Origin of the sequence: Algoriphagus halophilus (genome assembly GCF_041729275.1) — a bacterium.
Lineage (GTDB): Bacteria > Bacteroidota > Bacteroidia > Cytophagales > Cyclobacteriaceae > Algoriphagus > Algoriphagus halophilus_A.
In genome coordinates this window covers 201,747-227,622 of the sequence record NZ_CP146486.1, presented here as the reverse complement: position 1 = coordinate 227,622, position 25,876 = coordinate 201,747, and the positions used below count along the sequence as shown (strand labels likewise).

General features: G+C 40.0%; 27 protein-coding genes and 5 pseudogenes. 12 read left to right on the top strand and 20 right to left on the bottom strand.

Features of this window, described 5'->3' with window-relative positions; all coding sequences use genetic code 11:
- Positions 1 to 19 precede the first annotated feature (19 nt).
- The 8 genes and pseudogenes from infC to V8V91_RS01180 all read right to left on the bottom strand — a co-directional run.
- Positions 20 to 568: pseudogene (gene infC, locus V8V91_RS01215) on the bottom strand (translation initiation factor IF-3); the annotation flags it as partial.
- Between the two features lie 69 nt (positions 569 to 637).
- Positions 638 to 2,602 (bottom strand): threonine--tRNA ligase, encoded by a 1,965-nt coding sequence (gene thrS / locus V8V91_RS01210; protein WP_373398406.1) that lies wholly within the window; start codon positions 2,600 to 2,602, stop codon positions 638 to 640.
- Between the two features lie 274 nt (positions 2,603 to 2,876).
- Positions 2,877 to 3,191, bottom strand: a complete 315-nt coding sequence (locus V8V91_RS01205) for a type II toxin-antitoxin system RelE/ParE family toxin (RefSeq protein WP_373398405.1) — start codon at positions 3,189 to 3,191, stop codon at positions 2,877 to 2,879.
- A 34-nt stretch (positions 3,192 to 3,225) separates the two neighbouring features.
- Positions 3,226 to 3,414, bottom strand: a complete 189-nt coding sequence (locus tag V8V91_RS01200) for a hypothetical protein (protein ID WP_373398404.1) — start codon at positions 3,412 to 3,414, stop codon at positions 3,226 to 3,228.
- A 125-nt stretch (positions 3,415 to 3,539) separates the two neighbouring features.
- Positions 3,540 to 4,112, bottom strand: a complete 573-nt coding sequence (locus V8V91_RS01195; RefSeq protein WP_373398403.1) for a hypothetical protein — start codon at positions 4,110 to 4,112, stop codon at positions 3,540 to 3,542.
- Positions 4,113 to 4,133: 21 nt separating this feature from the next.
- Positions 4,134 to 5,294, bottom strand: a complete 1,161-nt coding sequence (locus V8V91_RS01190; RefSeq protein WP_373398402.1) for a DUF5686 family protein — start codon at positions 5,292 to 5,294, stop codon at positions 4,134 to 4,136.
- On the bottom strand, positions 5,285 to 6,211 hold the full coding sequence (locus V8V91_RS01185; protein WP_373398401.1) for a DUF5686 family protein: 927 nt from the start codon (positions 6,209 to 6,211) through the stop codon (positions 5,285 to 5,287). The genes V8V91_RS01190 and V8V91_RS01185 overlap by 10 nt, the downstream gene beginning before the upstream one ends.
- Entirely contained in the window at positions 6,211 to 6,609 is a 399-nt protein-coding gene (locus V8V91_RS01180; RefSeq protein WP_373398400.1) for a carboxypeptidase-like regulatory domain-containing protein, read from the bottom strand. Before V8V91_RS01180 ends, V8V91_RS01185 begins: the two co-directional genes overlap by 1 nt.
- A gap of 164 nt (positions 6,610 to 6,773) precedes the next feature.
- Between V8V91_RS01180 and lhgO the strand changes: the two genes are divergently transcribed.
- The gene (gene lhgO / locus V8V91_RS01175; protein ID WP_373398399.1) at positions 6,774 to 7,976 is read left to right on the top strand and encodes an L-2-hydroxyglutarate oxidase; all 1,203 of its coding nucleotides are present in this window, start codon (positions 6,774 to 6,776) and stop codon (positions 7,974 to 7,976) included.
- A gap of 16 nt (positions 7,977 to 7,992) precedes the next feature.
- Here the strand turns inward: lhgO and V8V91_RS01170 are convergent, their stop codons facing one another.
- The 9 genes and pseudogenes from V8V91_RS01170 to V8V91_RS01130 form a co-directional block, all read right to left on the bottom strand.
- A complete protein-coding gene (locus V8V91_RS01170; protein ID WP_373398398.1) occupies positions 7,993 to 9,480 on the bottom strand; it encodes an FMN-binding glutamate synthase family protein in 1,488 nt (495 codons plus the stop codon).
- 58 nt (positions 9,481 to 9,538) lie between these two features.
- Positions 9,539 to 10,354 (bottom strand): YheT family hydrolase, encoded by an 816-nt coding sequence (locus V8V91_RS01165; protein WP_373398397.1) that lies wholly within the window; start codon positions 10,352 to 10,354, stop codon positions 9,539 to 9,541.
- 2 nt (positions 10,355 to 10,356) lie between these two features.
- Complete coding sequence (locus V8V91_RS01160; RefSeq protein ID WP_373398396.1) at positions 10,357 to 10,503, bottom strand: hypothetical protein; 147 nt, start codon at positions 10,501 to 10,503, stop codon at positions 10,357 to 10,359.
- Between the two features lie 134 nt (positions 10,504 to 10,637).
- Positions 10,638 to 10,985 (bottom strand): hypothetical protein, encoded by a 348-nt coding sequence (locus V8V91_RS01155; protein WP_373398395.1) that lies wholly within the window; start codon positions 10,983 to 10,985, stop codon positions 10,638 to 10,640.
- Positions 10,982 to 11,395: an NAD(P)/FAD-dependent oxidoreductase gene (locus V8V91_RS01150; RefSeq protein ID WP_373400839.1), complete on the bottom strand. Its 414-nt coding sequence runs from the start codon at positions 11,393 to 11,395 to the stop codon at positions 10,982 to 10,984. The genes V8V91_RS01155 and V8V91_RS01150 overlap by 4 nt, the downstream gene beginning before the upstream one ends.
- Positions 11,383 to 12,114, bottom strand: a complete 732-nt coding sequence (locus tag V8V91_RS01145; protein WP_373400838.1) for an aminoacetone oxidase family FAD-binding enzyme — start codon at positions 12,112 to 12,114, stop codon at positions 11,383 to 11,385. Before V8V91_RS01145 ends, V8V91_RS01150 begins: the two co-directional genes overlap by 13 nt.
- Complete coding sequence (locus V8V91_RS01140; protein WP_373398394.1) at positions 12,053 to 12,193, bottom strand: hypothetical protein; 141 nt, start codon at positions 12,191 to 12,193, stop codon at positions 12,053 to 12,055. Before V8V91_RS01140 ends, V8V91_RS01145 begins: the two co-directional genes overlap by 62 nt.
- Before the next feature lie 33 nt (positions 12,194 to 12,226).
- Positions 12,227 to 13,764, bottom strand: a pseudogene (locus V8V91_RS01135) (helicase HerA-like domain-containing protein).
- 87 nt (positions 13,765 to 13,851) lie between these two features.
- Complete coding sequence (locus V8V91_RS01130) at positions 13,852 to 14,259, bottom strand: DUF4332 domain-containing protein (RefSeq protein WP_074224004.1); 408 nt, start codon at positions 14,257 to 14,259, stop codon at positions 13,852 to 13,854.
- A 211-nt stretch (positions 14,260 to 14,470) separates the two neighbouring features.
- Between V8V91_RS01130 and V8V91_RS01125 the strand changes: the two genes are divergently transcribed.
- Positions 14,471 to 15,199 (top strand): molecular chaperone DnaJ, encoded by a 729-nt coding sequence (locus V8V91_RS01125; protein ID WP_373398393.1) that lies wholly within the window; start codon positions 14,471 to 14,473, stop codon positions 15,197 to 15,199.
- 60 nt (positions 15,200 to 15,259) lie between these two features.
- On the opposite strand, the gene V8V91_RS01120 is transcribed toward V8V91_RS01125, so the two are convergent.
- Together V8V91_RS01120 and V8V91_RS01115 are read right to left on the bottom strand one after the other, a co-directional pair.
- The gene (locus V8V91_RS01120; RefSeq protein WP_373398392.1) at positions 15,260 to 15,862 is read right to left on the bottom strand and encodes a tetratricopeptide repeat protein; all 603 of its coding nucleotides are present in this window, start codon (positions 15,860 to 15,862) and stop codon (positions 15,260 to 15,262) included.
- A 10-nt stretch (positions 15,863 to 15,872) separates the two neighbouring features.
- On the bottom strand, positions 15,873 to 16,688 hold the full coding sequence (locus V8V91_RS01115; RefSeq protein ID WP_205644273.1) for a 2,3,4,5-tetrahydropyridine-2,6-dicarboxylate N-succinyltransferase: 816 nt from the start codon (positions 16,686 to 16,688) through the stop codon (positions 15,873 to 15,875).
- 266 nt (positions 16,689 to 16,954) lie between these two features.
- On the opposite strand from V8V91_RS01115, the gene V8V91_RS01110 reads away from it, so the two are divergent.
- The 10 genes and pseudogenes from V8V91_RS01110 (at position 16,955) to mnmE (ending at position 24,526) form a co-directional block, all read left to right on the top strand.
- Positions 16,955 to 17,839, top strand: coding sequence for a glycosyltransferase (locus V8V91_RS01110; RefSeq protein ID WP_373398391.1), 885 nt, complete (start codon positions 16,955 to 16,957; stop codon positions 17,837 to 17,839).
- A 313-nt stretch (positions 17,840 to 18,152) separates the two neighbouring features.
- Positions 18,153 to 18,813: pseudogene (locus tag V8V91_RS01105) on the top strand (metal-dependent transcriptional regulator).
- The gene (locus V8V91_RS01100) at positions 18,810 to 19,724 is read left to right on the top strand and encodes a metal ABC transporter solute-binding protein, Zn/Mn family (protein WP_373398390.1); all 915 of its coding nucleotides are present in this window, start codon (positions 18,810 to 18,812) and stop codon (positions 19,722 to 19,724) included. Before V8V91_RS01105 ends, V8V91_RS01100 begins: the two are co-directional and overlap by 4 nt.
- Positions 19,721 to 20,508 (top strand): annotated as a pseudogene (locus V8V91_RS01095) (metal ABC transporter ATP-binding protein). Before V8V91_RS01100 ends, V8V91_RS01095 begins: the two are co-directional and overlap by 4 nt.
- 1 nt (position 20,509) lies before the next feature.
- Positions 20,510 to 21,529 carry a metal ABC transporter permease gene (locus tag V8V91_RS01090; protein ID WP_373398389.1) on the top strand — a complete coding sequence of 340 codons (1,020 nt, stop codon included), beginning with the start codon at positions 20,510 to 20,512 and terminating at the stop codon, positions 21,527 to 21,529.
- Between the two features lie 41 nt (positions 21,530 to 21,570).
- The gene (locus tag V8V91_RS01085; protein ID WP_373398388.1) at positions 21,571 to 21,801 is read left to right on the top strand and encodes a metal-dependent transcriptional regulator; all 231 of its coding nucleotides are present in this window, start codon (positions 21,571 to 21,573) and stop codon (positions 21,799 to 21,801) included.
- The gene (locus V8V91_RS01080; RefSeq protein ID WP_373398387.1) at positions 21,788 to 22,702 is read left to right on the top strand and encodes a metal ABC transporter permease; all 915 of its coding nucleotides are present in this window, start codon (positions 21,788 to 21,790) and stop codon (positions 22,700 to 22,702) included. Before V8V91_RS01085 ends, V8V91_RS01080 begins: the two co-directional genes overlap by 14 nt.
- Positions 22,699 to 22,932 (top strand): thioredoxin family protein, encoded by a 234-nt coding sequence (locus tag V8V91_RS01075; protein ID WP_373398386.1) that lies wholly within the window; start codon positions 22,699 to 22,701, stop codon positions 22,930 to 22,932. The genes V8V91_RS01080 and V8V91_RS01075 overlap by 4 nt, the downstream gene beginning before the upstream one ends.
- A complete protein-coding gene (locus tag V8V91_RS01070; RefSeq protein ID WP_373398385.1) occupies positions 22,929 to 23,150 on the top strand; it encodes a hypothetical protein in 222 nt (73 codons plus the stop codon). The genes V8V91_RS01075 and V8V91_RS01070 overlap by 4 nt, the downstream gene beginning before the upstream one ends.
- Positions 23,147 to 24,526, top strand: a pseudogene (mnmE, locus tag V8V91_RS01065) (tRNA uridine-5-carboxymethylaminomethyl(34) synthesis GTPase MnmE). The gene V8V91_RS01070 and the pseudogene mnmE overlap by 4 nt, the downstream one beginning before the upstream one ends.
- Positions 24,527 to 24,587: 61 nt before the next feature.
- On the opposite strand, the gene V8V91_RS01060 reads toward mnmE, so the two are convergent.
- The gene (locus tag V8V91_RS01060) at positions 24,588 to 25,847 is read right to left on the bottom strand and encodes a hypothetical protein (protein ID WP_373398384.1); all 1,260 of its coding nucleotides are present in this window, start codon (positions 25,845 to 25,847) and stop codon (positions 24,588 to 24,590) included.
- Between the last annotated feature and the right edge of the window lie 29 nt (positions 25,848 to 25,876).

Genomic DNA, 25,876 nt, shown 5'->3' with positions numbered 1-25,876 from the left:
TATTTAGTTGAAATTTATTTTTTCCTGCCTTCGGTGCAATAAAGATGTTCATACGCTTTCCTTCCATCTTTGGAAGTTGCTCCACCGCCCCATATTCTTCCAGAGCTTGAACAAATTTCAATAAAAGCATCTCTCCTCTTTCCTTGAAAACAATCGTACGACCTACGAAATGCACATAAGCCTTTACTTTTGCCCCTTCTTTCAGAAAGTTGATCGCATGCTTTACTTTGAAATTAAAGTCATGTTCATCCGTATTAGGACCGAATCTAATTTCTTTCAAAACAACCTTCGCTGCATTGGCCTTGATTTCCTTTTGTTTCTTTTTCTGCTCGTACTTAAACTTTGCGTAATCAAGAATCTTACAAACGGGAGGATCAACATTAGGAGAAATCTCTACAAGGTCCAGGTCATTTTCCTGAGCCAGTTTAATTGCTTTGTCAGTGGGTAGCAGCGCATTGCCGCCCTCTACGAATTCACCAACAACTCTTACTTCACGAGCTCTGATTTTCTGGTTTACTTTATAAGGTTCTTCTTGTCTACCTCTATACGGTTGTCTATTGTTTCTCAAGTTTGATTAGGTTGTTTTTATGAAATTGCCTGCAAATATCGGAAATATTTCTAATTAAGAAAAGCACAATCAATTATTAGCTGTTTCTGATCTGCTTAAAGCTGAAGAAATTATTCCCTGAAAATAATTAATAAACTCCTCCGGAGAGTAGTTACCCAGGTCACCCTGACCATGCTTCCTCACTGAAAGTTTCCGCTCCTCCTTCTCTTTTTCACCTACAATTAACATGAACGGCACTTTTTTCACCTCAGAATCACGAATCTTTCGACCGATTTTCTCATCACGATTATCAATTGAACCAGTAATTCCTGCTTCATCCAAGATATTCTTGATTTCCTCAGCATAATCTACATACTTCTCAGAAATAGGCAAAATATTAATTTGCTCAGGAGCAAGCCATAATGGGAAATTACCCGCACAATGTTCTATTAAAACGGCAACAAACCTCTCCAAAGAACCAAAAGGTGCTCTGTGGATCATCACCGGTCTATGCTTTTGATTATCCGACCCAATATATTCCAATTGGAAACGTTCTGGCAACTGATAATCTACCTGGATAGTTCCCAACTGCCATTTTCTACCCAACGCATCTTTGACCATAAAATCAAGCTTAGGGCCATAAAACGCTGCTTCTCCCAATTCAGTGACAGTTTCTAATCCTTTTTCAGCAGCTGCTTCAATAATCGCTGATTCTGCTTTATTCCAAGCTTCATCTCCTCCTATATATTTGGAAGGATTTTCAGGGTCTCTCAGTGAAATTTGAGCAGTATAGTCTTCAAAGCCTAATGCATTGAATACATACAACACCAAATCAATGACTTTGATAAACTCATCTTTTACCTGATCGGGTCTACAGAAAATATGGGCATCATCTTGAGTAAAGCCTCTTACTCGGGTCAATCCATGCAATTCACCACTTTGCTCATATCTGTAAACAGTTCCGAATTCCGCGTAGCGGATCGGCAATTCTTTGTATGAATGCGGTTTATGCTTGTAGATCTCACAGTGATGTGGACAGTTCATCGGTTTCAACAAAAACTCCTCTCCTTCATGCGGAGTAGCAATTGGCTGGAATGAATCTTTTCCGTACTTCTCATAATGCCCAGAAGTTTCATACAAAACTTTGTGGCCAATATGTGGAGTAGTCACCTGCTGGTAACCGGATTTATCCTGCGCCTTTTTCATGAAATTGATCAGACGCTCACGCAATAAAGTCCCCTTTGGCAACCATAATGGAAGTCCCATTCCTACCTTTTCAGAGAATGTGAACAATTCAAGTTCTCTGCCCAATTTTCTATGATCACGCTTTTTGGCTTCTTCAATCAGCGCTAGATATTCGGTCAGTTCCTTGGCTTTTGGAAAAGTCACTCCATAAATACGGGTCAGCATTTTTCTGTTCTCATCCCCTCTCCAATAAGCCCCGGCGATATTGGTCAGCTTTACAGCTTTGATAAACCCTGTATTTGGAATATGAGGACCTCTACATAAATCCGTAAAATTTCCCTGCTCATAGAAGGTGATCGATCCATCCTCCAAGCCTTCCAAAAGATCCAGTTTGTATTCATCTCCTTTTTCCTGGAAATATGCTACTGCGTCTTTTTTGGAAATTTCTTTTCGGATGTATTCATTCTTTTCACGAGCCAATTCCACCATTTTCTTTTCAATGGCTTCCAACTCAGAACCGTCTAGGGTTTTATCCCCGAAATCCACATCGTAGTAAAAACCTGTTTCTATCGGTGGACCGATACCGAATTTGATGCCTGGGTGAAGTGCTTCCAAAGCTTCTGCCAACAAGTGGGCAGAAGAATGCCAGAAGGTGTTTTTACCCTCTCCATCATTCCAAGTTAAAAGTTGAACTGAAGCATCTTCTAAGATAGGACGAGTAGCGTCCCAAACTTGTCCATTTATTTTTGCGGCTAGAACATTCCTTGCTAAACCCTCGCTGATACTGGCAGCAATCTGTAGACCGGTAGTTCCTTTTTCAAACTCTTTCACAGTGCCATCTGGAAGAGTGATTTTAATTAGTTGTGACATTTGTACATTTATTTCTGCCCATACAAACAGGCATTTGGTTTAAGTTGCAAATATGCAAATAGCTCTTGCAACCAAAAAATTTCAGGGAGGTGAATAATGAAAAGAATCGTTATTTCTTCAGGGTACAAATGATAAGGACAGTGTTTTCAGAATCTTTGGCGGCAAAAGCTGCTTGGGCGAAGTTTAATTCTATTTTCAAATGCACTTGGTTTGAAAGAATAAAAAGATGAAAGTAATCAATTTCAAAAACTATGATTCAAAATAAAAGGAAAAGTCAACTCTGGTTTTTAAGAAGTTTCAATAGTTTTTTTGGGTCTTGTCGGTTATCCCAAAATGCCATAATGATGATTTGTGAATCAGTGATTTTGTAATAGATATTGAAATTAACCAATGAGGCTACTCTAATCTCTTTGAAATCAATTGATTTGTAAATAAATGGTTGTTCTGAAATCTCTTTGGTTCTTTTGGAAACTAACCTTACAAGTTTTTTGGAAAAGGAAGTTGATTTATTTCTATTGACCCAGTACTCTAAAACTCCAACGAGCTGAAGGTCTGCAGTTTTGGTCCAAATTACATCTCGTTTAACCATTCAAGATTTCTTTTGTCCATTGCTTCTTGAGAAATCAAGTTTCCTTTTTAATATCTTCCACACTCATTTCCAACAAAGTTTTTTGTACTTTTGTTAATTCCTTCTGATCTAGCTCAGGTGAGCTTGAGGAAATGAGTTTGTCAAGGGCTTCTAGGAATTCCCTGTTATTGATTGAAAGTATTTTATCGATCAATCCATTTCTTAAGTTTTCAACTGTAGCCATTTAAATCCAATTTTGTAATTTAAAAATCGGCAATTTTAAATTCAATACCTATTAGTTTGTGATTTTCATCCTCCATTAAACTGCCAAGGCATCAGCTAATCTGGTGAAAAATACATTCAACCATTTTAAAAACTTTTCCCAAAACTCAATCCTGCATGATATGGGTTGAAAGACCAATTACCTCCTGTTCTTGGCGGAAAGTCAATAATTGGCGTATAGCCAACCCTGAAAAAGAATCCACCTTCTGGTTTTTGGTATCTATATCCGACTCTTAGAGGAATATAAGCACCAAATACCACTTTGTCATTGAATTCAAATGTATCCGAATCAATGGTTAAAGTTCTATCTAAGAATGAAGTGATTCCCAACCCCATTTCTAAATGATGGTTTGACTTGCCATATAGCGCAGTGGCCTCCAAAGGAATAACTGGAAGCCAAATCGTCTTGAAATCATTTAGTTGATTACGCCAAATGGAAAATCCCGCGCTTGCATTTAGACTTAGCTTTCCTATTTGATGAAAAATCTTGCTGTAGTTGACCGCGTATCTTCCAGAACTTCCGCCAACTTCAAGATAAATCGCATTTTTTGCTGTGAACTTCTCAGGCTCGGTCTGAGACTTACTTTCTATAGAAATAAAGAAAAATAAGGCACAAAAAATGACCAAAATTGGGTAGAAGAAAGTTCTTTTATTTTTCATTCAACTAAAGTAAAAAAACGACTAAAGAATTATCTGTGCGCTTATTTTTACCGCAAATGGCTTTGCCTCAGGACTATCCAGATAGGTCATTCTATGGAAGAAGTCTACTCGGAAAAACTTAAAGATGTTCTCTATCCCATAGCCAAGTTCCACATAAGGTTTGGTTGGATCAAGTCTTCCAAAGGTCTCCAATGGGTTACCTGCAGGATCTGAAGTCGGAGCATTATCAATATTTGCCTGACGTACAGAGCCAAATAATACATTAGCATTAGCCACTGCTCTCCATTTCAATTTTTTAATCAATGGAATTTTATTCAATAGAAACCCTTCAAAAAAGTGTCGGTACCGTAAACTCAAATACTGATCTGAGGCAAATTCATTGAAATTCATGGTATTGAAGGCCGCTGAAGTATAAAACAGGGTCTCATTTCCCAAATGGTTTTTCAAAATGGGATAGGGTACTTCTCCAAACACCTTTCCTGCATCCAGTTCATACCTTGAAACACCCAACATCCCCATATTGAGACGCTGATATAGGTAAAAACTCAGTTTGTCGTAGGTGATATCCCCTCCCAGCCATCTCAACCCTCTGGCATAATTCAATTGGACTATTGGCCATTTGGAAGGTCCAAATGAAACCCGCTCGTTATCATTGATGATGACAATTTCATCCCTTCCATAACGAAGGGCAAATCTTGCTTCAGTAGTCTCAAATCTTGATCGGTAATCCCGAGTATCTTTATCTAAATAATAGAAATCATACAAGGGTTCAAACTGAGCCACATTGACAGCAGCGCTGAATAAAAACCCTTTGAAAAACTCCCGTTGGAAATTCAATTCATGTTTGGTACTCATGTATGCACGTCTAAGCGTACCAAACCTACTTGCAGCAAGGAAAATGCTATTCCCTTCCAAACTCGCAATTTCCAATCCTACCTGCTCTATTTCCCGCTGGGAGCCCAAACGCATGGTGGTCCATCGGTTTCGATCCAATACCCGTGTTACAGATCCGGTGTATTTAAATCGTTCATCTTTAAAACCATAGGCCAAATATCCCTGTAATAACCATTTATTAGAAAATTTTAGGTTGGTTCTGCCGCCAACCCCTAATCGTATCCCTTCTACATTATTGTAGTTGAAAAAACCTGGCCAAGGACCCAAATCCATTTTACCTACAGGCAAATACCCTGTAGCAAAAACTTCAGTCCTTCGGTATAAAAACGGATAACCGGAATTCTTTTGAGCGTATCCACCATTTGTAAAACCGCCAATTCCTCCGAACTCAAAGGATCTTGACGATTGGTCCTCCAAAATTCTTCATTTCCCGTATTGAAATCTGGCTTTAACACTACCGCTTGATTAAAAAACGAGGTAGGTGCAGGGTCATTTAATTTTAAACTGTCGGAGGAAGTATAAAATTTAGCCAACATGCCAGCAGTTTTGGGTGTCACCTGCCCTATTTTTATTTGGATTCTACTTTTGGAAGGAATCAGTGGCCCTGGAGGGGTTGGAACCAATTCCTGCTGAATCTTGATACGCTCCACAAAGTTTAGATTTGTTTCTTTTGGGATCGTCAGGTCGACCTGCTTGAGTGCATACGTTTCCTTATTGATCCAAATGGTTCCGCTAAATGCCAGATCCTGTTCCCTCCTTGGATATACCTGCAGCATATAACAACTGTCTTGTCCCACCAAAACCGAATCCATTAAATCATAGTCGTAGAAGGCTTTCCACCCATCCGCAATGGGAGAAACAAAGTCTTTTTCCAGGATACTCAACCAGTTTTTGTAAAAATTATACTCCTGAAACACCGAACCGGTAATCTGAGAAGTGGTGGATCCATCTGTAATCCCTACTCCGGTCACTCGGGACTTCTCTACGATTTCTTTTCGTAATTCGGGATTGTTTCTATAATAAAATTTAGAGAGGGTTTCGGAGAAAAATATCGGTAAGATTTTCTCTCCTTCATCATTGGTCAGCTGCTTGATACTATCCAAAACTGCGGTGACTTTACGAACTGACCTTCGTTGTGCAAATTCTTCTGCTACATGGTCTATATCAATCTCGATCTTGGTATAGTTCTTTGTTTCATAAGCCATTAAGGAACGTTTATCAAATTCTTTTTCTTTGCTACTGCCTTTCGGATAATCTCAAATGCCGGGTTTTCTCCAGCCTCAAAAACAAAAGCCTCCAATTGAAAATCACTTGGCCTTAACTGGAAATTCAAAGTTTGTTCCGCTTGATTTGAGAGGGGTTTGGACTGAGTCAAATACCCTATGTAGCTCACCACAATGCTATCAGGCAATGATTTGGCACTCAATGAATAATTTCCCTCAAAATCTGTATTCATCCCCAAAGTAGTCCCTTTTAAGAGTACAGAGGCGAACGGAATGGGATCTCCTGTTTCAGCATCAGTGACCTTACCTTGGACAATAAATTGTGCAGAGGCTTCAGAAAATAACAGGAAGGTGAATAAAAAAAGAAGGTTGCGGATCATTCGTAGTAGAGTTCCTGGCTCAATTTCAACTGCAAGATAAATTCTCTTATCGGAGTAATTGTCCAAGTTTTGTTAAAAATTCACAAGTTGCTTCATTTGATATGAAATGAAGCTCATGAAAATGAGAAACGGGCTTGTATATTTGCCCCATAAATAAACTACGCATGATTTACGACATTGTCATTGTTGGTGGAGGAATTGTTGGGTTGGCCACTGGCCTAAAAATCCTACAATCAAACCCTGCTCTGAAAATTGCCCTCCTGGAAAAAGAAGATCAACTAGCAAAACACCAAACTGGAAACAACAGTGGGGTGATCCATTCTGGCCTGTATTATAAACCAGGTTCCTTAAAGGCGACCAACTGCATCAATGGTTATCATGAATTAATCCAGTTCTGTGAAGAGGAAAAGATTCCTTACGAAATTACGGGCAAAGTCGTCGTAGCCACGAAAGATGAACAAATTCCTCTCTTAAATAATCTGCTGGAAAGAGGTCTTCAAAATGGATTGACCGGAACCAGATCTATTACGATTGATGAGTTAAAAGAGTATGAACCCCATTGTACCGGTGTAGCCGCCATCCACGTCCCTCAAACGGGAATCGTAGACTATTTTAACGTCGCCATTGCCTATGGAAGAAAGATTTTACAAGCTGGAGGGGAAATATTTTTAAACCATAAGGTACTAACTATCAATCACAAAGACAACATCAATTACATTGAAACTTCAAAAGGGCAATTTCAATGTAAATTGGTGATTAACTGTGCCGGACTTTATTCAGATAAGGTAGCCCAGATGAATGAATCAGATCCTATCGATGTCAAAATCATACCTTTTAGAGGTGAATATTACAAACTGAAAAAAGAGAAAGAGTATTTAGTCAAGAATCTTATTTATCCTGTTCCAGATCCTAATTTCCCCTTTTTAGGAGTTCATTATACCCGAATGAAAAAGGGTGGCGTGGAAGCAGGACCAAATGCGGTACTTGCTTTCAAAAGAGAAGGATATAAGAAATCCCAAATCAATTTAGCGGAATTGGCCGAAAGTTTAGCATGGCCTGGATTTCAAAAAGTAGCGGCAAAATACTGGCAAACGGGTTTTGGGGAATTGTATAGATCTTTTTCTAAGGCAGCGTTTACCAAAGCGCTTCAAGAATTGATCCCCGAAATTCAATCTTCTGATTTGGAAGATGGAGGTGCTGGGGTACGGGCACAAGCCTGCGACAGAACAGGAGGTTTATTAGATGATTTTGCCATCAGGGAGTCTGCACATGCCATCAACGTATTAAATGCTCCTTCTCCAGCAGCTACTAGCTCACTTTCCACTGGAGGTACCGTGGCTGAATTGGCATTGAAACGATTTCAATAAGAAATAATGACTTTAACTACACCTGGGTATTCACTGTATCCGGGAAATATCGGTTGGCCAGTTTCACCATCTCATCTCCCTTCACCAGGTCGTGGATACTGATCTCAGAAGTATGGGTATGACCGGTGGCCCCCAGTAATTCCTGGACGGCATGCACCGTGTTTTTATGGAAGTTATAGACCCTTTCCGCTTTATCACTCACTACCAGACCTTTAGTAAGACTCGCCATTTGGGTGGCAACTCCTGTTGGGCATTCATTGGTATTGCAACGTAAAGCCTGGATACATCCCAAACTGAACATAAAACCCCGTGCAGAATTACAAATATCCGCACCCAAAGCAATGTTTTTAAGGATAGAAAAAGCTGAAATTGCTTTTCCAGAAGCTATGATCCGGATATGCTCTCTGAGGTGGTATTTCTCCAACGTACCATTCACAAAAATCAATGCAGGTTCCAAAGGAAGACCAACACTGTCTGAGAATTCCAATGGAGCTGCACCCGTTCCGCCTTCTGCTCCATCCACGGTAATAAAATCTGGCCAGACATGTTGGGCAACCATTTCCTTGCAGACATTCACAAATTCTTCTGTTCTGCCTATGCAAAGTTTGAACCCTATGGGTTTGCCACCAGAAAGTTTTCTAAGCTTCCCTACAAACTCCACCAATCCTTTGGGACCAGAAAATGCGGTATGTGCGGGAGGTGATAAAATGGTCTCTCCAGGCTTTACTCCCCTGATATGGGCAATTTCTTTGGTGTTCTTCACTCCAGGCAATACTCCCCCATGTCCTGGTTTTGCGCCTTGGGAAAGCTTGATCTCAATCATTTTGACCTGTGGCCAATTCGCCTTTTCCTTAAATTTTTCAGGGTCAAAATTTCCTTCCTCATCCCTACAGCCGAAATAACCTGTTCCAATTTGCCAAACGAGATCTCCTCCCCCTTCACGATGGTGATTACTGATTCCTCCTTCTCCTGTATTGTGAAAGAAGCCACCCTTTTTCGCACCTTTATTCAATGCCAAAATCGCGTTGGAACTCAGGGAGCCAAAACTCATGGCTGAAATATTAAGAATAGAAGCAGAATAGGGCTGGGTACAGAAATCACTTCCAATGGAAATTCTAGGTTCTTCCTCAATAGGCTTTACGGCATAAATAGAATGGCGTAAGGCCATATACTCCTCACCCCCCAGATCCCTTTGCGTTCCAAATGGATGGGTATCGTTTACATTTTTGGCTCTTCTATAGACCAAAGACCTCAAATTTCTACTAAAAGGTCTTCCATCTGTATTACTTTCTATAAAATATTGTTGAATCTCTGGAGAAATCGCCTCAAACATGTACCTAAAATGTCCCACAATAGGAAAGTTCTTTAAAATCGCATGTTTTGTTTGTAGCACATCATATAGCCCCACCACCAGCAATCCCAAAAGAATGGCCAAAAAACTATATCCGAAGCCAAAGAAGTAAATAGATAATGCAGTGACAGAAATCAAAATAAATGCTGCCACAAAAAAAGGGTTCTCATGGGGGTTCTATTAATTTATATCAAAACTAACAATTCCAAGTTTAGTTTTTACCTATCAAAAATTCAAGCAACCTTAATTCGGCCCAAGTAAATTCATTTCCTTTCAGTAAAAAGCCTGTATGTCCTCCTCTATCAGGCATTTCCAAATAGATTTCTGGCTTTTCCTTCGCCAATTCAATAGGGTAACACTCAGGTCCTAAAAGTGGGTCATTTTTTGCGTTGATGATCAAAGTAGGAATGCTAATATCCTTCATCCAATTATCCGCGGAGACCGATTGATAAAAATCCGCTGCATCTTTAAATCCATGAAGTTTAGCAGTAAAAAGCGTATCAAAGGAATCAAAATCCTGAACCTTCTCCAGTAATTCTAAATTGATCAGTTCTGGAAATTGAGAAGCTTTAGCAGCAATTTTCTTTTTAAGCTTTCCCAAAAATCGCTTTTTATAAAAGGTATTGGATTTCAGCTTTAATGTGGCTGCACTAGAAGGAAGGTTGCAAGGAGTGGAATAGACTGCCGCCTTCTTAATTTCCTGAGGCAGATCACTGGATTTCTCCCCTAAATATTTTAATGTTTGAGCACCTCCCATGCTGATTCCAGTCAAATAAATATCAGTATAAGCTCCTGTTTTTAAGACATATTGTATAGAGGTATCTAAATCATAGCTTGCACCATGATGATAGAGGATTGGGAGGTCATTGATTTCCCCACCACAAGTTCTGTTATTCCACACCATGACATCTATTTGCTGTTGATTAAACAGCTTTACCAATCCTTTCACATAGTGTCGATTGGAATCTCCCTCCAAGCCATGTGAAATGATCAATAGACGATTAGAACCTACTTTAGACCAATCCAAATTCAAAAATCCCCATCCGGAGTATCTATTCGTTCACGCTCAAAGTTTACCTGATTTACCTTTCTATAAAGACTGGGAACAATGGTTTCCAAGTGGCCATTAAATAAAAAGGATGGAGGACCGGGATAAGTGGAAGGAACAATAGGCATCGTATTAAATAAGAATTCCTTTACAAGAAGTTCATGCTATGGTAATCAACGGTAAAAAAGGCCCTTTTACCTTTGGGCTTTCTTCATAGGGTAAAAATAATTTAAAAAGTGGAGTTGCAGGTGCGACTCCTTTTTTATTTTAAAAGCAGGCTAACATTATAAATTGCATTGTCCAAAAGATGGTTTAGTTGACCCACATGGCTTGAAAAGTGATCAGTGAAACCTTCAGACTCCACTATTTCTTTTCCATTCTGCATTTCAACGATCAAATCTTCAAACTCAAACATGGAAAGAGTAGGTTTTAACTTATGGCGTATCTGTTGGATTTTCACCTCATCTTGTTCTGCGTGGCCTTCCGAATAAACCGTTTTTAATTCAACTAAGCCTAGATGAATCGCTTTGGTCAATTCCACCTTGAACTCTTCGTCTCCGTCCGCGATTTCAAGGATTTTCTGATTTAACTCAGGGTAAAGTTTGATCATATACTGCTATTTACTGATGAGATTCCGGCTAAATATCCTGTGGACCAGGCACCCTGAAAATTAAAGCCTCCAGTGATTCCGTCAATATTTAAGATTTCTCCGGCAAAGTATAGATTCGGGTGATACATACTCTCCATTGTATTAGGATTTACCTCTTGTAGAGCTATTCCTCCGGCAGTCACAAACTCTTCTTTAAAGGTCGTTTTGCCATCGATGTTCAAAATATGGCAAAAAAGGTTCTGTACCAACTTATTGTACTGCTTTTTACTCAATCCATTGAAAGTTTGATTCAATTCAATCTCCGAACGATTACACAGGTACTCCCATAACCGTCCGGGAACCTCAAACAAAGGATAGTTAATGACCTTTCTAGCTGGATGAGATGTAGCATAAGCCATTAAATGCTCCAGATACTTGGTTTCATTAAAATCTGAATTCCAATTGATGATGGCACGGGCATGGTATTTTTTTCATGAAGCCATTCTGCCCCAAATGCTGACAATTTTAGCACCGCTGGACCTGATACCCCCCAATGGGTAATTAATAATGGGCCTTGGTAATTCAGCTTAGTTCCTTCAATTTTAACATGCGCATCAGGCATAGAAATACCCATCAATTTCTTGATCGGTTCCTGAGGCGTATTAAACGTAAACAGGGAAGGAATTGGACTGACGATGGAATGTTTCAGCTTTTTAAGAAATGAATAGCCCTCCAATTTGGGATGACCACCTCCAGCCACGATCACCGCATCGAAGGTTAACTCCCCTTGGTTGGTCTCCAACAAAAAGGAATTGCCTTGATTCTGTATTGCTTTGATTCCAGTAGAGGTTTTTATCTGGATCCCCAATTGATTAGCTTCCTTCAATAAGGCATCAATAATGCTTTGAGAATCATCCGACACGGGAAACATTCTTCCATCCCCTTCCACTTTCAAAGGAACTGAACGGGATTCAAACCAATTGATGGTATCCTCACTTTTAAAATGGCGAAACACCTTCTTCAGGAATTTCTCACCTCTCGGATAATTCTTGACCAATTTGGAGATTTCCAATGGCTTATGGGTCACATTACACCTGCCCCCACCAGAGACTTTTACCTTGGATAATAACTTGGGTGACTTCTCGAAAATAGTAACTGAACTTCCTTTTTACTGGCATGAATGGCAGCAAAAAACCTGCAGCACCTCCTCCGATAACAGCTATTTTCAAATCTATAACAAATTAAATATAAGCAACTTACAACTACCTTCTTCTACCAGTAAATGAACCTAAGATTCCACGGGTCAATTCCCGGAATATGGTTCCTTCCTAACTGCCTTACCATGGTGTTCTTGCTCAATTCCTCAAATAGAGATTCTTCTTCTTTCGCCCTGGGTCTGGGTTTGGGAATTGCAGGCTTCGGAAGTGTGGCTTTTTCTTGCTCTTTCTCCACTTGATTCAATTTATCTTCCAGCATTTCAAACGCACTTTCCCGGTCCATGTCTTCATTGTATTTCTTGACTAAATCAGATTGACTGACCAAGTCATCTATTTCATGGTTGGTAAGAATATCCATTCTGGAAATAGGGGCTCTCACTAAGGTTTGAGCCAAAGGAGTAGGAATTCCTTTTTCATTTAAAGCAGTAATCAATGCTTCCCCAATCCCCATCTGGGTGAGCACTTTCGCGGTGTCGTAAAACTCGGAATCCGGGTAATTTTCTGCGGTTTTGGTAATGGCTTTTCGGTCCTTCGCAGTAAATGCCCTTAGAGCATGTTGCACTTTAAGTCCCAATTGACCCAAGATGCTTTCGGGAACATCGGTAGGAGTTTGAGTACAAAAATACACCCCTACCCCTTTGGAACGGATCAGCTTTACGATGGCCTCGATTTTTTCCAACAGATCCTTTGAAGCAGTAGAAAATACCAAATGGGCTTCATCGATAAACAGGCAGAGTTTTGGTTGGTCTGCATCTCCTTGTTCGGGAAGGTTTCATAAATTTCGGAAAGCAAGCTCAGCATAAAGGTGGAAAACAATTTTGGTGTGCTCTGAATGTCAGTCAATCGAATCACGGACACCACGCCTTTCCCATCTTTTTGCCTTACAAAGTCCTGAACCTCAAAGGATCGTTCCCCAAAGAACCGTTCTGCTCCTTGTTGCTCCAATTCAATGATTTTACGCATGATGGTATTCACCGAAGCCGATGAAACTTGTCCAAATTCTTTCTTAATGATCTCTTTTCCCTCATTCGAAATGAATTGAAGTACCCTTTTCAGATCCTTCAAATCCACCAGAGGCAGCAAATTCATATCGCAATAGCGAAAAACTACGGCGATTACTCCTTGCTGTGTATCATTTAGATCCAAAATCTGGGAAATCAATACCGGTCCAAATTCAGACACGGTAGCCTTTAATTTTACTCCTTTTTCTTCTGAAATGGACATTAATTCCACTGGTACCCCACTGGGTTGGTAGTCTACTCCAATTACATCAGAACGCTTTTGAATAAAATCATTCAATTGCCCTGGTTGTGCCAATCCAGAAAGATCTCCTTTCAGGTCCATGACCACAGAAGGTACTCCTTTGAGTGAAAGTTGCTCGGAAATCACTTGCAAAGTCTTCGTCTTCCCAGTACCCGTAGCCCCTGCAATCAATCCATGTCTGTTCATGGTTTTTAAAGGAACCTTTACCTGAGCATGAGGAACAGGATATCCATCTAAAATACCTGTACCTAAAACAATGAAATCTTTTTATAGACCTGACCTTCAGCAAGGAGCTTTTTAAATGCTTCAGTTTTACTCATGGGAGATAAGATTAGGGTTCTAAACTACAAAAAAACCTTGATGCGATCAGCAAAAAGGTTTTCTATAAGATCAAGTTGTTAAAAAACTTAGTAGGTGACTATTGGCTCTAGCGTTTTAGCATGCTCCACATATTTGGCTACTTGAGAGGCTGCAGGCACAGCTCTTGTCAGGCCTTTTTCCTCTTGGGTTTTCACCAAAGCTGCATGTAGGTTTTCAGGGTTTCTGTTTCTGAGTTCCTTCACCGTATCTACTCCTGCAGCTTTCAATAATTCGGCGAATTGACTTCCTACTCCATCTATTCTAAATAGGTCAGCCATATTTACCCAATCCAAAATTTTACCTTCGGCGATTCCAGATGCATCGGCAATTGCTTTTCTTCCTGCTTTCGTAGCGCCTTTTTCCAATAAACCCTCTACTGAGGAAACTCCTGCAGCCGCCAATTTTTCTTTCATTACCGGACCGATACTTTCAATCATTGTGATTGGTTTTGCCATAATCGTTTGGATTAAATTGTTAAATCAATAAAACTAAAATTATATGAAAATAGGTAGTTAAAGCAATACATAATGCTAAACTCTATTCCATGCCTAAAATAAAGACAATTTTTATTTTACAAAATCCATTTTCAATAAAAAACCATTACCAAACCACTTAGTAAAGATTAACTTTTACTTTTCAAATGATCTATCTTTATTGCTGTATTAAATGATAGATCCGAAAGTGAATACCAAAACATTCTACACCTATATCTTTTTCTTCCTATCTCTTTTCCTTTCCTTGGGTTTCACCGCTAAGGCGCAAATTGGGCCGAATTTAGGACAAACGGACAGTTGGATGAAAAGTGCAGTGGCAGCTATTGAACGAAGTGATTATGAAACTGCAAATGGCATATTCAGGAACTTAATCGACTCGGGATTACCTCTTCCGGAGGAAATGCCCTATTACTTTGCAGAAACACTTTACCATTTAGGGCAATATGATAACTCCGCGAATTTCCTGAACAAGTATTTAGAACTGTCAGGATTTACAGGAGATCATTACAAAGGTGCCCAGGAACTTCAAAAGAAATTAGAAGGTCCCTTGCGTGATATTCAAACTTGCCAATTATGTGATAGAAAAGGATACCGCTACAAAGTATGTTTCACCTGTGATGGCAATAAAGAAATCCAACAGGACTGTGATTATTGCAAAGCCAAAGGTGTGGTAGGTTGTAGTAGATGTGGCGGCACGGGTATGATAACCAAAAGAAATATTTTCAATATTGTGGAATATTTCGAGTGTGAGCGCTGTAGTGGAAAAGGTAGACTTACTTGTCCCGTTTGTGAGGGGTCGTTAAAAGAAGTCAGCGCCTGTAGGACCTGTGGAGGTTCTGGAAGATTGGCATCTGAGAATTTATGCGATCATCAAGCTGAAGAACCACATGATCATTCCTAGGAAAATGGGAATAGCGTAAAAAAAAGAACATAAAAAAACCGGCCTAAGCCGGTTTTATTTTTATTTACAATACTTGTCCATGGCTTCCTGAGCGCCTGGATATTCCAATGACCTGGCTAATTGAAAATCCTCACAAGAACTCCCGATATTCCCAATAGCCACTTTTAATAAGCCTCTATTGTAATAAGCCTGACCAAAATCTTTATCTCTTTTGATTGCATCCGCATAGGAAGTCAAAGCCTCCTCGGATTTCCCCATTTGGTGCAATGCTCTCGCTTTGATAAAAGAAGCCATCGCTGGGGCTCCGGGAACCTCTTCTGCCCTACTTGAATAAAGCAATGCATTGGTGAAGTTTTTCTCTTTATGATGCAGGTTTGCCAAGCTCAATAATACCTGAATATTATTGGGTTCAATTTCCAATGCCTTTTCAAAATCATTTTTGGCATTTTCAAATTGATTCTGTTCTTCGTATGCTCTTCCTCTATTGTAAAGCATTCGAACATCATTGGGGTTAAACTTTAAAGTTTCGGAATATTCAGAAACAGCTTCCGCGTAATTTCCTGAATTAAAATACTGATCTCCCGGGTTTTCATCCGGTTTGGAACAAGCCCATAAAACCCCTGACAACGCCGCCATCAAAAGGACTTGATTTAACTTTTTCATTTTAGTTGGTTTAAACTGCTACACTATTATCTCTTAGCGCATCATTCAGTGATGTCTTTAGATCGGTAGAAGCTTTTCTCTTTCCAATGATAATTGCACAAGGAACATGATAAGTACCCGCTGCAAATTCTTTTGGAAGTGAGCCTGGAATCACCACAGATCTTTCTGGAACAATTCCTTTATATTCTACAGGTTCTGGACCCGTAACGTCAATAATTTTTGAACTTGCTGTCAATGTAACTCCAGCTCCAATTACCGCCTCTTTACATACTCTGACTCCCTCTACAATGATCGCTCTGGAACCGATAAATGCTCCGTCTTCAATAATGACGGGAGCTGCTTGAACAGGCTCTAAAACTCCTCCGATACCTACACCACCACTTAAATGAACATTTTTACCGATCTGCGCACAAGATCCTACCGTAGCCCAAGTATCAACCATCGTGCCACCGTCCACATATGCACCAATATTAACATAACTTGGCATCATCACTACTCCACTCGCCAAGTAAGCACCATATCGAGCTACTGCATGAGGAACCACTCTAACCCCTTGCTTGGCATAATTGGTTTTCAATGCCATTTTATCATGAAATTCAAAAGGCCCAACCTCAATAGTCTGCATTTTTTGGATTGGGAAATAAAGAATCACCGCCTTTTTTACCCAGTCATTTACCTTCCAACTTCCATCTTCCATTGGTTCGGCTACCCGGGTTTGTCCGGCATCCAAATCAGCAATAACCGTCTTTATAGCAATTTGTGTTTCTTTCTGCGTTAATAGTTCTCGGTTTTCCCAAGCATTTTCGATGATGGTTTTCAGTTCCATTATTTTAATTAGTTTCGTTTATGGGTCAAAGCAAAGCCTCAAAAATTCCCGTTTTAATAGCTTCTAGCCTCAAACCTCTCAAAGATACGAGGGCTTGGGAAAAGCTCGGCAATTCACTGCGCGAATCAAACAAATACACCCTAAACATCATAGGATTTTCCTCTAAAATCGAGGAAAGTATACCCGAAGTCCGGTTTTTCCCATCACTTTCAAACCGATACTCAACTTGGGAAAGATTTTTCTCACAATTCAGATTTCTCAAAACCTTGGTCCAAACCCGTCCAAAAATCCTAATTGTTTGTACCTATGAATACCTGGCAACCGCTGCTTTATTGAAAGTAATACTGGGATATAAACTGATCTATGATGTACAGGAAAACTATGCGCTAAACCTAAATTTAAACCCCGATTTATCCAATTACCAGCGTTCAAATGCTCTTAGAATAATACAAAATTTAGAATCCATAAAAGGGGTGGATTGTTACTTTTTAGCAGAAGCATGCTATGTCCCACAAATGCCGGAAAAGAAACCCTTCTTAATTTTGGAGAATAAGTTCGCAGGAAACCTAGTCTCTGGATCCCGGTTGGATTACTCCGAAAAAAGAGAATTTCAATTCCTGATCTCAGGAACGATCACACCAGCTTTTGGAACCATTCAAGGGATTCAATTCTTCAAACAAATCCAAGAAGTCTTCCCAAATTCAAGGCTTATAATTATCGGTCACATCCCCTTACCAAGCTTCCGGAAAAAACTGGAAATAGAAGTGGGATCCCACCCGGGAATCCACTTGAAAATAACCGATACTCCGGTAGATCATGAAGAGATTTTAGAGGAAATCAGTGCGGCAGATTTTTGTTTGTTGCCTTATCAATCCCATGAAGCGATCTCTTCCAAAATGCCCACCAAAATTTTTGAAGCAATGGCATTGCACACCCCTGTGTTGATCAGTCCCAATGAAAAATGGAAAGCTTTTATAGATCAATATCAAGGAGGGGTTCAACTAGATTTTGATAGCATGGATGTAGCCATCGCTCAATTTTTAGCTGCAATAAAAAACCCGTTTTTTATAAATCAACCAGGAGAAGAAGTCCTTTGGAGTTCCCAAGAAGGACAAATGCTTTCCACCCTCGAGCAACTTCTATCATTCTAATCTCTTGTGGATATCCACAAAAGTTATCCACTCCACCACTTCCGATTACACTAATTTAAGCGAAATGGAAACTCCTTTTTCTCCAGTCTTTCCGCAGAAAATTGCCTTTTCCTTACTTTCAATAAATATTAATCAGCTATTTTTCAATAGCTTATATTTTTTATTCCCACAGACTAAATTATTTTTTAGATTAATCTAAACTGATAATCACATTAAAAAATGGCTTATCCACAGTCGATTTAGACATTATCAAATATTTATTTAGCTATATCTAAATTATTTTTTACCTTTACCTTAGATAATTTGGAGTACTATGAATATGACAACAGCTGAAGAGAATTATTTGAAGGCGATCTACCACCTGTCTGACGGTGGAAAAAGAGTGTGTCCACCAATGATGTCGCAGCAGAGATGAAAACCAAGCCTGCCTCCGTCAGCGATATGCTTAGAAAACTAGGAGACAAGGAAGTCATTGAATACAGAAAGTATTATGGAGTAAACATCACCGAAGAAGGAAAAAAACGAGCCCTCCAAACCATCCGGAAACATCGTCTCTGGGAAGTGTTCTTGGTGGACAAATTGCAGTTCGCCTGGGATGAAGTTCATGAGGTAGCAGAGGAACTCGAACACATTCAATCCCCCTACTCATCCAGCGATTGGATGCTTATTTGAACTATCCCAAATTCGACCCACATGGAGATCCTATCCCTGATGAATATGGTGATGTAAGAGCTAGACCAAGAGTTGCCTTGAATGAAATGGACATAGATCAAACCGGACAAATTGTAGCTGTGAAAGACAGCTCTGCAGCTTTCCTTAGATACTTGGATAAAGTTGGTGCATACATCGGTGCACGAATCAAAATTTTGGACAAAGTAGAGTTTGATGGTTCTCTGGAAATTCTGGTCGATCAGAAAAAAACACTCTTTATGTCCAAGGATGTAGCAGCAAATATTTTGGCTATTCAATCATGAGAAAAATCCTATTTCTGATACTGCTCTCGATCGGCCTCCTCTCTTGTAAAAGGGAAGATAAAACCCAACGTCAAAAACCCCTGGTAGTAGCCACCACCAGTATTTTGGCAGATGGTATTCGAAATATGTTAGGAGACAAAGCGGATGTCAGAGCATTGATGCCTGCTGGGGTAGACCCCCATTTATACAAGGCTTCAGTCAGAGACCTGGACTTACTCCAAGAGGCAGATATGGTCGTCTATCACGGTTTATTTCTGGAAGGAAAAATGACCGAGATTTTTGAAAAACTTTCTTATAGTCAAAACCTGATCAATGCGGCTGAAAATTTGCCTGAGGAACTATTATTAAGATCAGGCCCTGAAGCACACAGTGTAGATCCCCACATTTGGTTTGACCTGAAAATTTGGTCCATCGCCTTAAATAATACTTCAATAGCATTAGCGGCATGGAAACCAGAATGGAAACAGGAGATTGAACAAAACACGGCACAATACCTGAACGAATTGAAGACATTGGATCAGGAAATCCAGGTCAAAGTAGACCAATTAAAATCCAGTAATCAGGCATTAATTACGGCCCATGATGCTTTCGCATATTTTGGAAAATCCTACCAATTGGAAGTAAAAGGGCTACAAGGACTCTCCACCTTAAGTGAACCAGGATTACGGGACCTGACCGGTTTAATTCAATTTATTGTGGACCGAAATATCCACGCAGTATTTGCCGAACAGACCATCTCCCCCAAAGCCATTGAAGCGGTGGTGGCTGGATGTGCCAACCAAAATCATCAAATTGTAATGGCCGGCCCCTTATTTACCGATAGCCTAGATGCTCCTGATACTCCAGCCGGAACCTATATAGGAATGGTGAGATCAAACCTACAAACCATTTATAAAAACCTGAACCCATGATCACACAAGTAGATAACCCAATTCTTGAAATCCATGATTTAATCGTCAGCTACGACCAAAGCCCCGTGCTCTGGAATGTGGATTTAAGCTTACCCTCCGGCAAGCTCATAGGAATTTTAGGTCCAAACGGTGCCGGAAAGTCCACTTTGATCAAGGCGATCATGGGATTGGTCACTCCTAGCAGCGGCTATGTCAAGGTATTTAATGAAACGCTGGACCAGGTTCGGTCGAGAATAAGTTACGTACCCCAACGAGAATCGGTGGACTGGAATTTCCCGGCATCTGTCTTGGATGTAGTAATGATGGGTACCTATGGGAAATTAGGTTTATTCAAAAGACCAGGAAAAAAGAAAAAGACATCGCCTTAAGCTGCCTTGAAAAAGTAGGGATGATGTCTTTTGTCAATAGACAAATATCGGAATTGTCAGGAGGCCAGCAGCAACGGGTCTTTATTGCCAGAGCTTTGGCACAGGAAGCAGATCTGTATTTAATGGACGAACCATTTGCTGGAGTGGACATGTCTACGGAAACAGCCATTTTCCACTTATTACAGGAAATGGCTGCACAGGGCAAAACCGTAATCGTAGTGCATCATGACATCCATTCTGCTATGAATTATTTTGATTGGATCATTATGCTGAACCTTCACTTGGTCGCTTCAGGTCCCAATGAACATGTGATGTCCGAGGAACTCTTACGCAAAACCTATGGTGGAAAATTAAATCTTTTGACCAAGGTTACAGATCTCATCAAACAAAAAGACTTCAACCCATTGAAAAGCTGATATGGAAGATTTTCTCTACTTTTTTACTTTTCAGGACAGCTCCATCGCCTTTGTGGTGATAGGGATTACTTTGCTTGGTTTAGGCTCAGCCTATGTCGGGACCTATAGCTTTATGGATAAAAAAGCGTTGCTAGGGGATGCTATCTCCCATGCGGTACTTCCAGGGATTTGTTTGGGCTTTATCTTAGCAGGTGAGAAAGACCCTATTTTTATTGTAGGAGGCGCCTTCTTATCGGGAGCCTTGGCAACCTTTCTTACTTCCTGGATCAGAACCAACACCAAATTGTCGGAAGATGCCACTATTGCCTCTATCCTATCCATATTCTTTGGCTTTGGGGTTGTACTGCTCACCGTCATACAGAAATCGGGAAATCCTGAAATGGCCGGGCTCAACCAGTTCATTTTCGGAAACGCAATTGCCATTTTGGAAGAGGACCTTTACATCTATGGAGGACTGGCGGTTTTGATCATCATTAGCTTGAGCTTGTTCCAAAAAGAATTTAGCCTTCTGGTCTTTAATCCGGATTATGGTAAAGCGATAGGTTACCCCATGGGCACTATCCGTTTAATATTTAATGTGTTAATGATACTGGCAGTCGTAATAGGGATTCAGGCTATTGGCGTGGTATTGATGGCTGCTTTATTGATTACCCCAGGCGCAGCGGCTAGATTCTGGACAGACCGGCTACATAAGCTTCTGCTTATAGCAGGGCTATTTTCAGTGATTTCCGGCATCATCGGAACCTATATTTCATTCGTTTTGCCACAAATGCCTACTGGACCTTGGGTGGTAGTCTGCCTCTCATTGCATGCACTTATCTCCTTTCTTTTTGCACCCAAGAAAGGGGTGCTTTTCCGAAGTATATCACGGAAAAATTACTTAAACAAAACCCATCGGGACCACTTATTAAAGGCCCTGCATCATGGTTTGGAAAATGGTAAAAAATACCTCTCCATAGAAGAAATCTATGAGAGCTTTCCTTTCCAAAAACAAAAAGCAAACAGTCAATCAATGATTTAATCAAAAAAGGTTTAATTACTAAAAATCAGAATCTTATCATATTGACGAATGAAGGAAAATCAGAATCAAAACGAATCGTAAGGCTCCATAGACTATGGGAATTATACCTCAATGAGTACATGAATATTGCTCCGGATCATGTGCACGATACGGCTGAAAAACTGGAACATATCCTGACTCCTGAAGTAGAAGCATTGCTGGAGAAAAAAATGAATTTTCCTAAACTGGATCCTCATCAAGAAAACATACCAAGAGACTATGATGACCTTTGATCAAAACGCATTCTTAATCATTTTCACCGCTTCCTTGATAGCAATCTCCTGTGGTCTGTTGGGTGTATTTATGATGCTCCGAAAAATGTCTATGACTGGAGATGCCATTTCCCATGCCGTTTTACCGGGGATTGTCATTGGCTTTTTTATATCCGGAAGTCAGCGAGGGCTAGAAGTAATTATTGGTGCAGGAATTCTGGGCATTTTGGCCACCTTGGTGATTGACTGGCTGCGGCAGAAAGCAAGAGTTCAGCTGGATGCCTCCATCGGAATCACCTTTACCCTACTCTTTGCCATTGGGATCATCCTGATCAACCTTCTTGCCTACAAAGTGGACCTGGATCAGGAATGTGTGCTCTATGGAGAGATTGCTTACCTCCCTATTGACCTATGGATTTCTGATTCGGGATTTAATTTTGGGCCAAGAATCACCTATCTCGCCGTACTCAATGTAGCCTTGGTGGGAGGTTTTATCACCTTATTATTTAAGGAATTAACCCTGACCAGCTTCGATGAAAACTTCAGTACTGTGATGGGACTTCCTTCTAAAACGGTCAATCTGGCCTTAATGTCCATGGTATCGTATACTACGGTGAGCAGTTTTGAAGCAGTGGGTGCCATTTTGGTGGTCGCTTTATTGGTAGTGCCACCATCGACTGCATTCCTATGGACCAAAAAATTAATGCCATTGATCAAACTTACTTGTGGATTAGGCATTTTTATTGCACTATCAGGATATTACCTTGCTTACCTAGTGGATAGTTCAATTGCTGGAATGATGGTAGCCGTTTCTGGTGTCCTATTTTTGGCGAGTGTACTAATTAAAGGTAAAAGACCTAAATTTACATTTGAACTTCCAAGGAGCAAGAATGGTTTATCCCTCGAAGACAAACAATTATGAGAAAGATAGTTCTAATCGCATTCATTTTATTCTTAGGCTTTGCCGCACAGGCTCAGGAAGAGATCAAGTGGATGAAATTTGAAGACGCGGTAGCAGCAAATCAAGAAAACCCAAAAATGCTATTAGTGGACGTGTACACCGATTGGTGTGGATGGTGCAAAAAAATGGATGCCTTGACTTTTAAGGATCAAGCGTCATTGATTACGTCAACGATCAATTTTACGCAGTGAAATTAAATGCAGAGGATGATAACCGCACCTTTGATTTCATGGGTAAAAAATATTCTGAAGCGGAAATGGCTGCGGTAATGCGCGTGCGTTCTTTTCCGAATTTCGTCATCATCGACCCTACCCTAAAAAATATCACCCAGCTTCCAGGCTATAGAGAACCGGAGCAATTTTTAGAAGGATTGGGATACATCGTCAAAAAAGGTTTTAGAGGACAATGAGTTTTTCACTTTCCGAAGGGAATGATACCATCATTGCTTTAGCAACCCCTCAAGGAGTGGGTGCCATTGCTGTCATCCGACTATCTGGCAAAGACGCCATCAAACTTTGCAATGAGGTCTTTTTCGGAAAGAACCTGGAAAAGCAGGAAAGTCATACCATCCATTTTGGAACCATACGGGATGGAGACAAAATCATCGATGAGGTGCTGGTCTCCTTATTTATCGCACCCAAATCATTTACCAAGGAAAATGTAGTGGAAATCTCCACCCACGGATCTTCCTACATCATCAATCAGGTCATCAAGCTTTTCCTAAAGAAAGGTGCAAGACCAGCAAAACCAGGAGAATTCACTCAACGTGCCTTCTTAAACGGGCAATTTGATCTGGCTCAAGCAGAAGCAGTAGCAGATTTGATCCATGCCGATTCGGAAAGCAGCCATCAAGCTGCATTGAGTCAAATGCGAGGAGGGTTCAGCAGCGAAATTCAACAGCTGCGTGAAAAACTGATTCATTTTGCCTCCATGATTGAATTGGAACTCGATTTTGGGGAGGAAGATGTGGAATTCGCAAGTAGAACTGAGTTGCAGGAATTGGTAGAGCGACTCTTGAGAGTGATCGAAGAATTGATCCTCAGCTTTGACTTAGGAAATGTCATCAAAAATGGGGTTCCTACGGTAATTGCCGGGAAACCCAATGCCGAAAGTCCACCCTATTGAATGCCCTACTCAATGAAGAAAAGGCCATTGTTTCAGATATAGCGGAACTACCCGTGATTTTATCGAAGATGAAATCAATTTGGGGGCGTGATCTTCCGATTCATCGATACGGCTGGATTGAGAGAAACCACCGATACCATAGAAGCCATTGGGGTCAGTCGAACCCAAGAGAAAATGAAATCTGCTTCCTTGATTCTGTATTTGTTTGACTTAGGAGATACCGATTTGGTAGAGATCAACCGAGATGTGAATAAGCTGGAAAATCTGGGTGTTCCCTTTCTGAAAATCGCCAATAAAATAGATAAGGCGAATCAGGAATTGATTTCTGAACTCCAGTCAAAACATCCGGATACCATTTTTATTTCTGCTGGAAAGAAGGAAAACTTGGAAGAATTAAAAGCCAAAATCTTGGAGCTGGTGAATCTGGATAAGTTTAAAACCGGAAACACCATCGTGACCAATGTGCGTCATTACGATTCCTTAATCAAAACTCGGGATTCTTTATTGGATATTTTGAAAGGAATAGACAACCAGATCACCAATGATTTTGTGGCCATGGATATCCGTCGCTCCTTACATTACTTAGGAGAAATCACTGGAGAGATTACTACGGATGACCTTTTAGCAAATATCTTCTCCAAATTCTGCATTGGTAAATAGCGAATCAATTTCGATCTCAAAACCTTTAATTGAGAATAAGTTGAACTATTAAACTAAATAATTAAAGTTCTTTAGTTTCCTTATCCATTATTTTCTTAAATGCCTCTTTTGCTAAGAGTTCCGTTACGGTTTTATTAAAGTCTTTTTCCTCCATAAATCGAGCGAAAATATCTTCATTCTGATCTATTCGCTCAATGAAGAGTTGTTGTAGAATACTTTTAAACATTAAGGTGAACTTATCAGGAGAATTTGATTGAGCGGCTTGAATAATATCCTCATCTACTATAGCTGTCTCTATTATCTGATCAAAGAAATATTGATCTGCTTGGTTAAATTCAGTTCCAAATCGATTATTGACAACATCAATTATTCGAGAAAACGGAACTTCGGGTTCTCTTACTATTCCTGTTCCGACATCTGTTGGACCATCTAATTTATATTCTTTACTATTTAGACTTATAGAACCTTCACTTATTTTTTGCAATCGATAGTATTCCAATCGAACTGAATCATCAAAGTTATAATTTGGTCCTGTTTTCCGTTTAGGCAGTTTACTCGATAAATGCCGCAGAAAAATAAAGAGTTTTTCAAGGTCGGTATCCTGATAGGGAATAATTTGGCTTAAGAAAGCATAGAGATTTTTGAATGCCGTAATTTTCCCTCTCCATAACTCAGCCTCTTCCTCATTATCCTGTAAAAATTGCCTGAATCTTTCAACAGGAACATCCAAAATATGATTTATCTCCTCATGATCCTTGTGACTTTGTTTCTCTCTTGATTTAAAATAGATAGCTGTAAAAACGTCAATATCATCTGTTGTATATATATCAGCTAACAGCAATTCCTGTTGAATACGATACATATTGTTAGGATCTGCCTCTTGACCAAGCACAGCGCCATCGTAATAGGTTTTAAAAGCAGCTTGAATTTCATCGCGATCATTTACAAAATCTAATACAAACGTATCTTCTTTTAAGGGATGCGTTCGATTTAATCGTGACAAGGTCTGAACTGCTTGAATACCTGATAATCTTTTATCCACATACATTGTATGCAATAAAGGTTGGTCAAAACCAGTCTGGTATTTTTCTGCCACTAAAAGAATATGATATTCTGATGTGGTAAATTTTTCGGGAAGATCTTTTTCTCTAATACCATTATTCATCCCAACTTCTGTATAGGTCATTTCAGGGATTTTATCATCGATTACCTCTCCTGAAAAAGCTACCAAAGATTTAATTTTATATCCTTTGTCCTTAATTAGTTTGTCAAAGCTTTGCTTGTATCGAACTGCCTCTAACCTTGACCCAGTAACAACCATTGCTTTTGCCTTCCCCCTATTTTATGCCT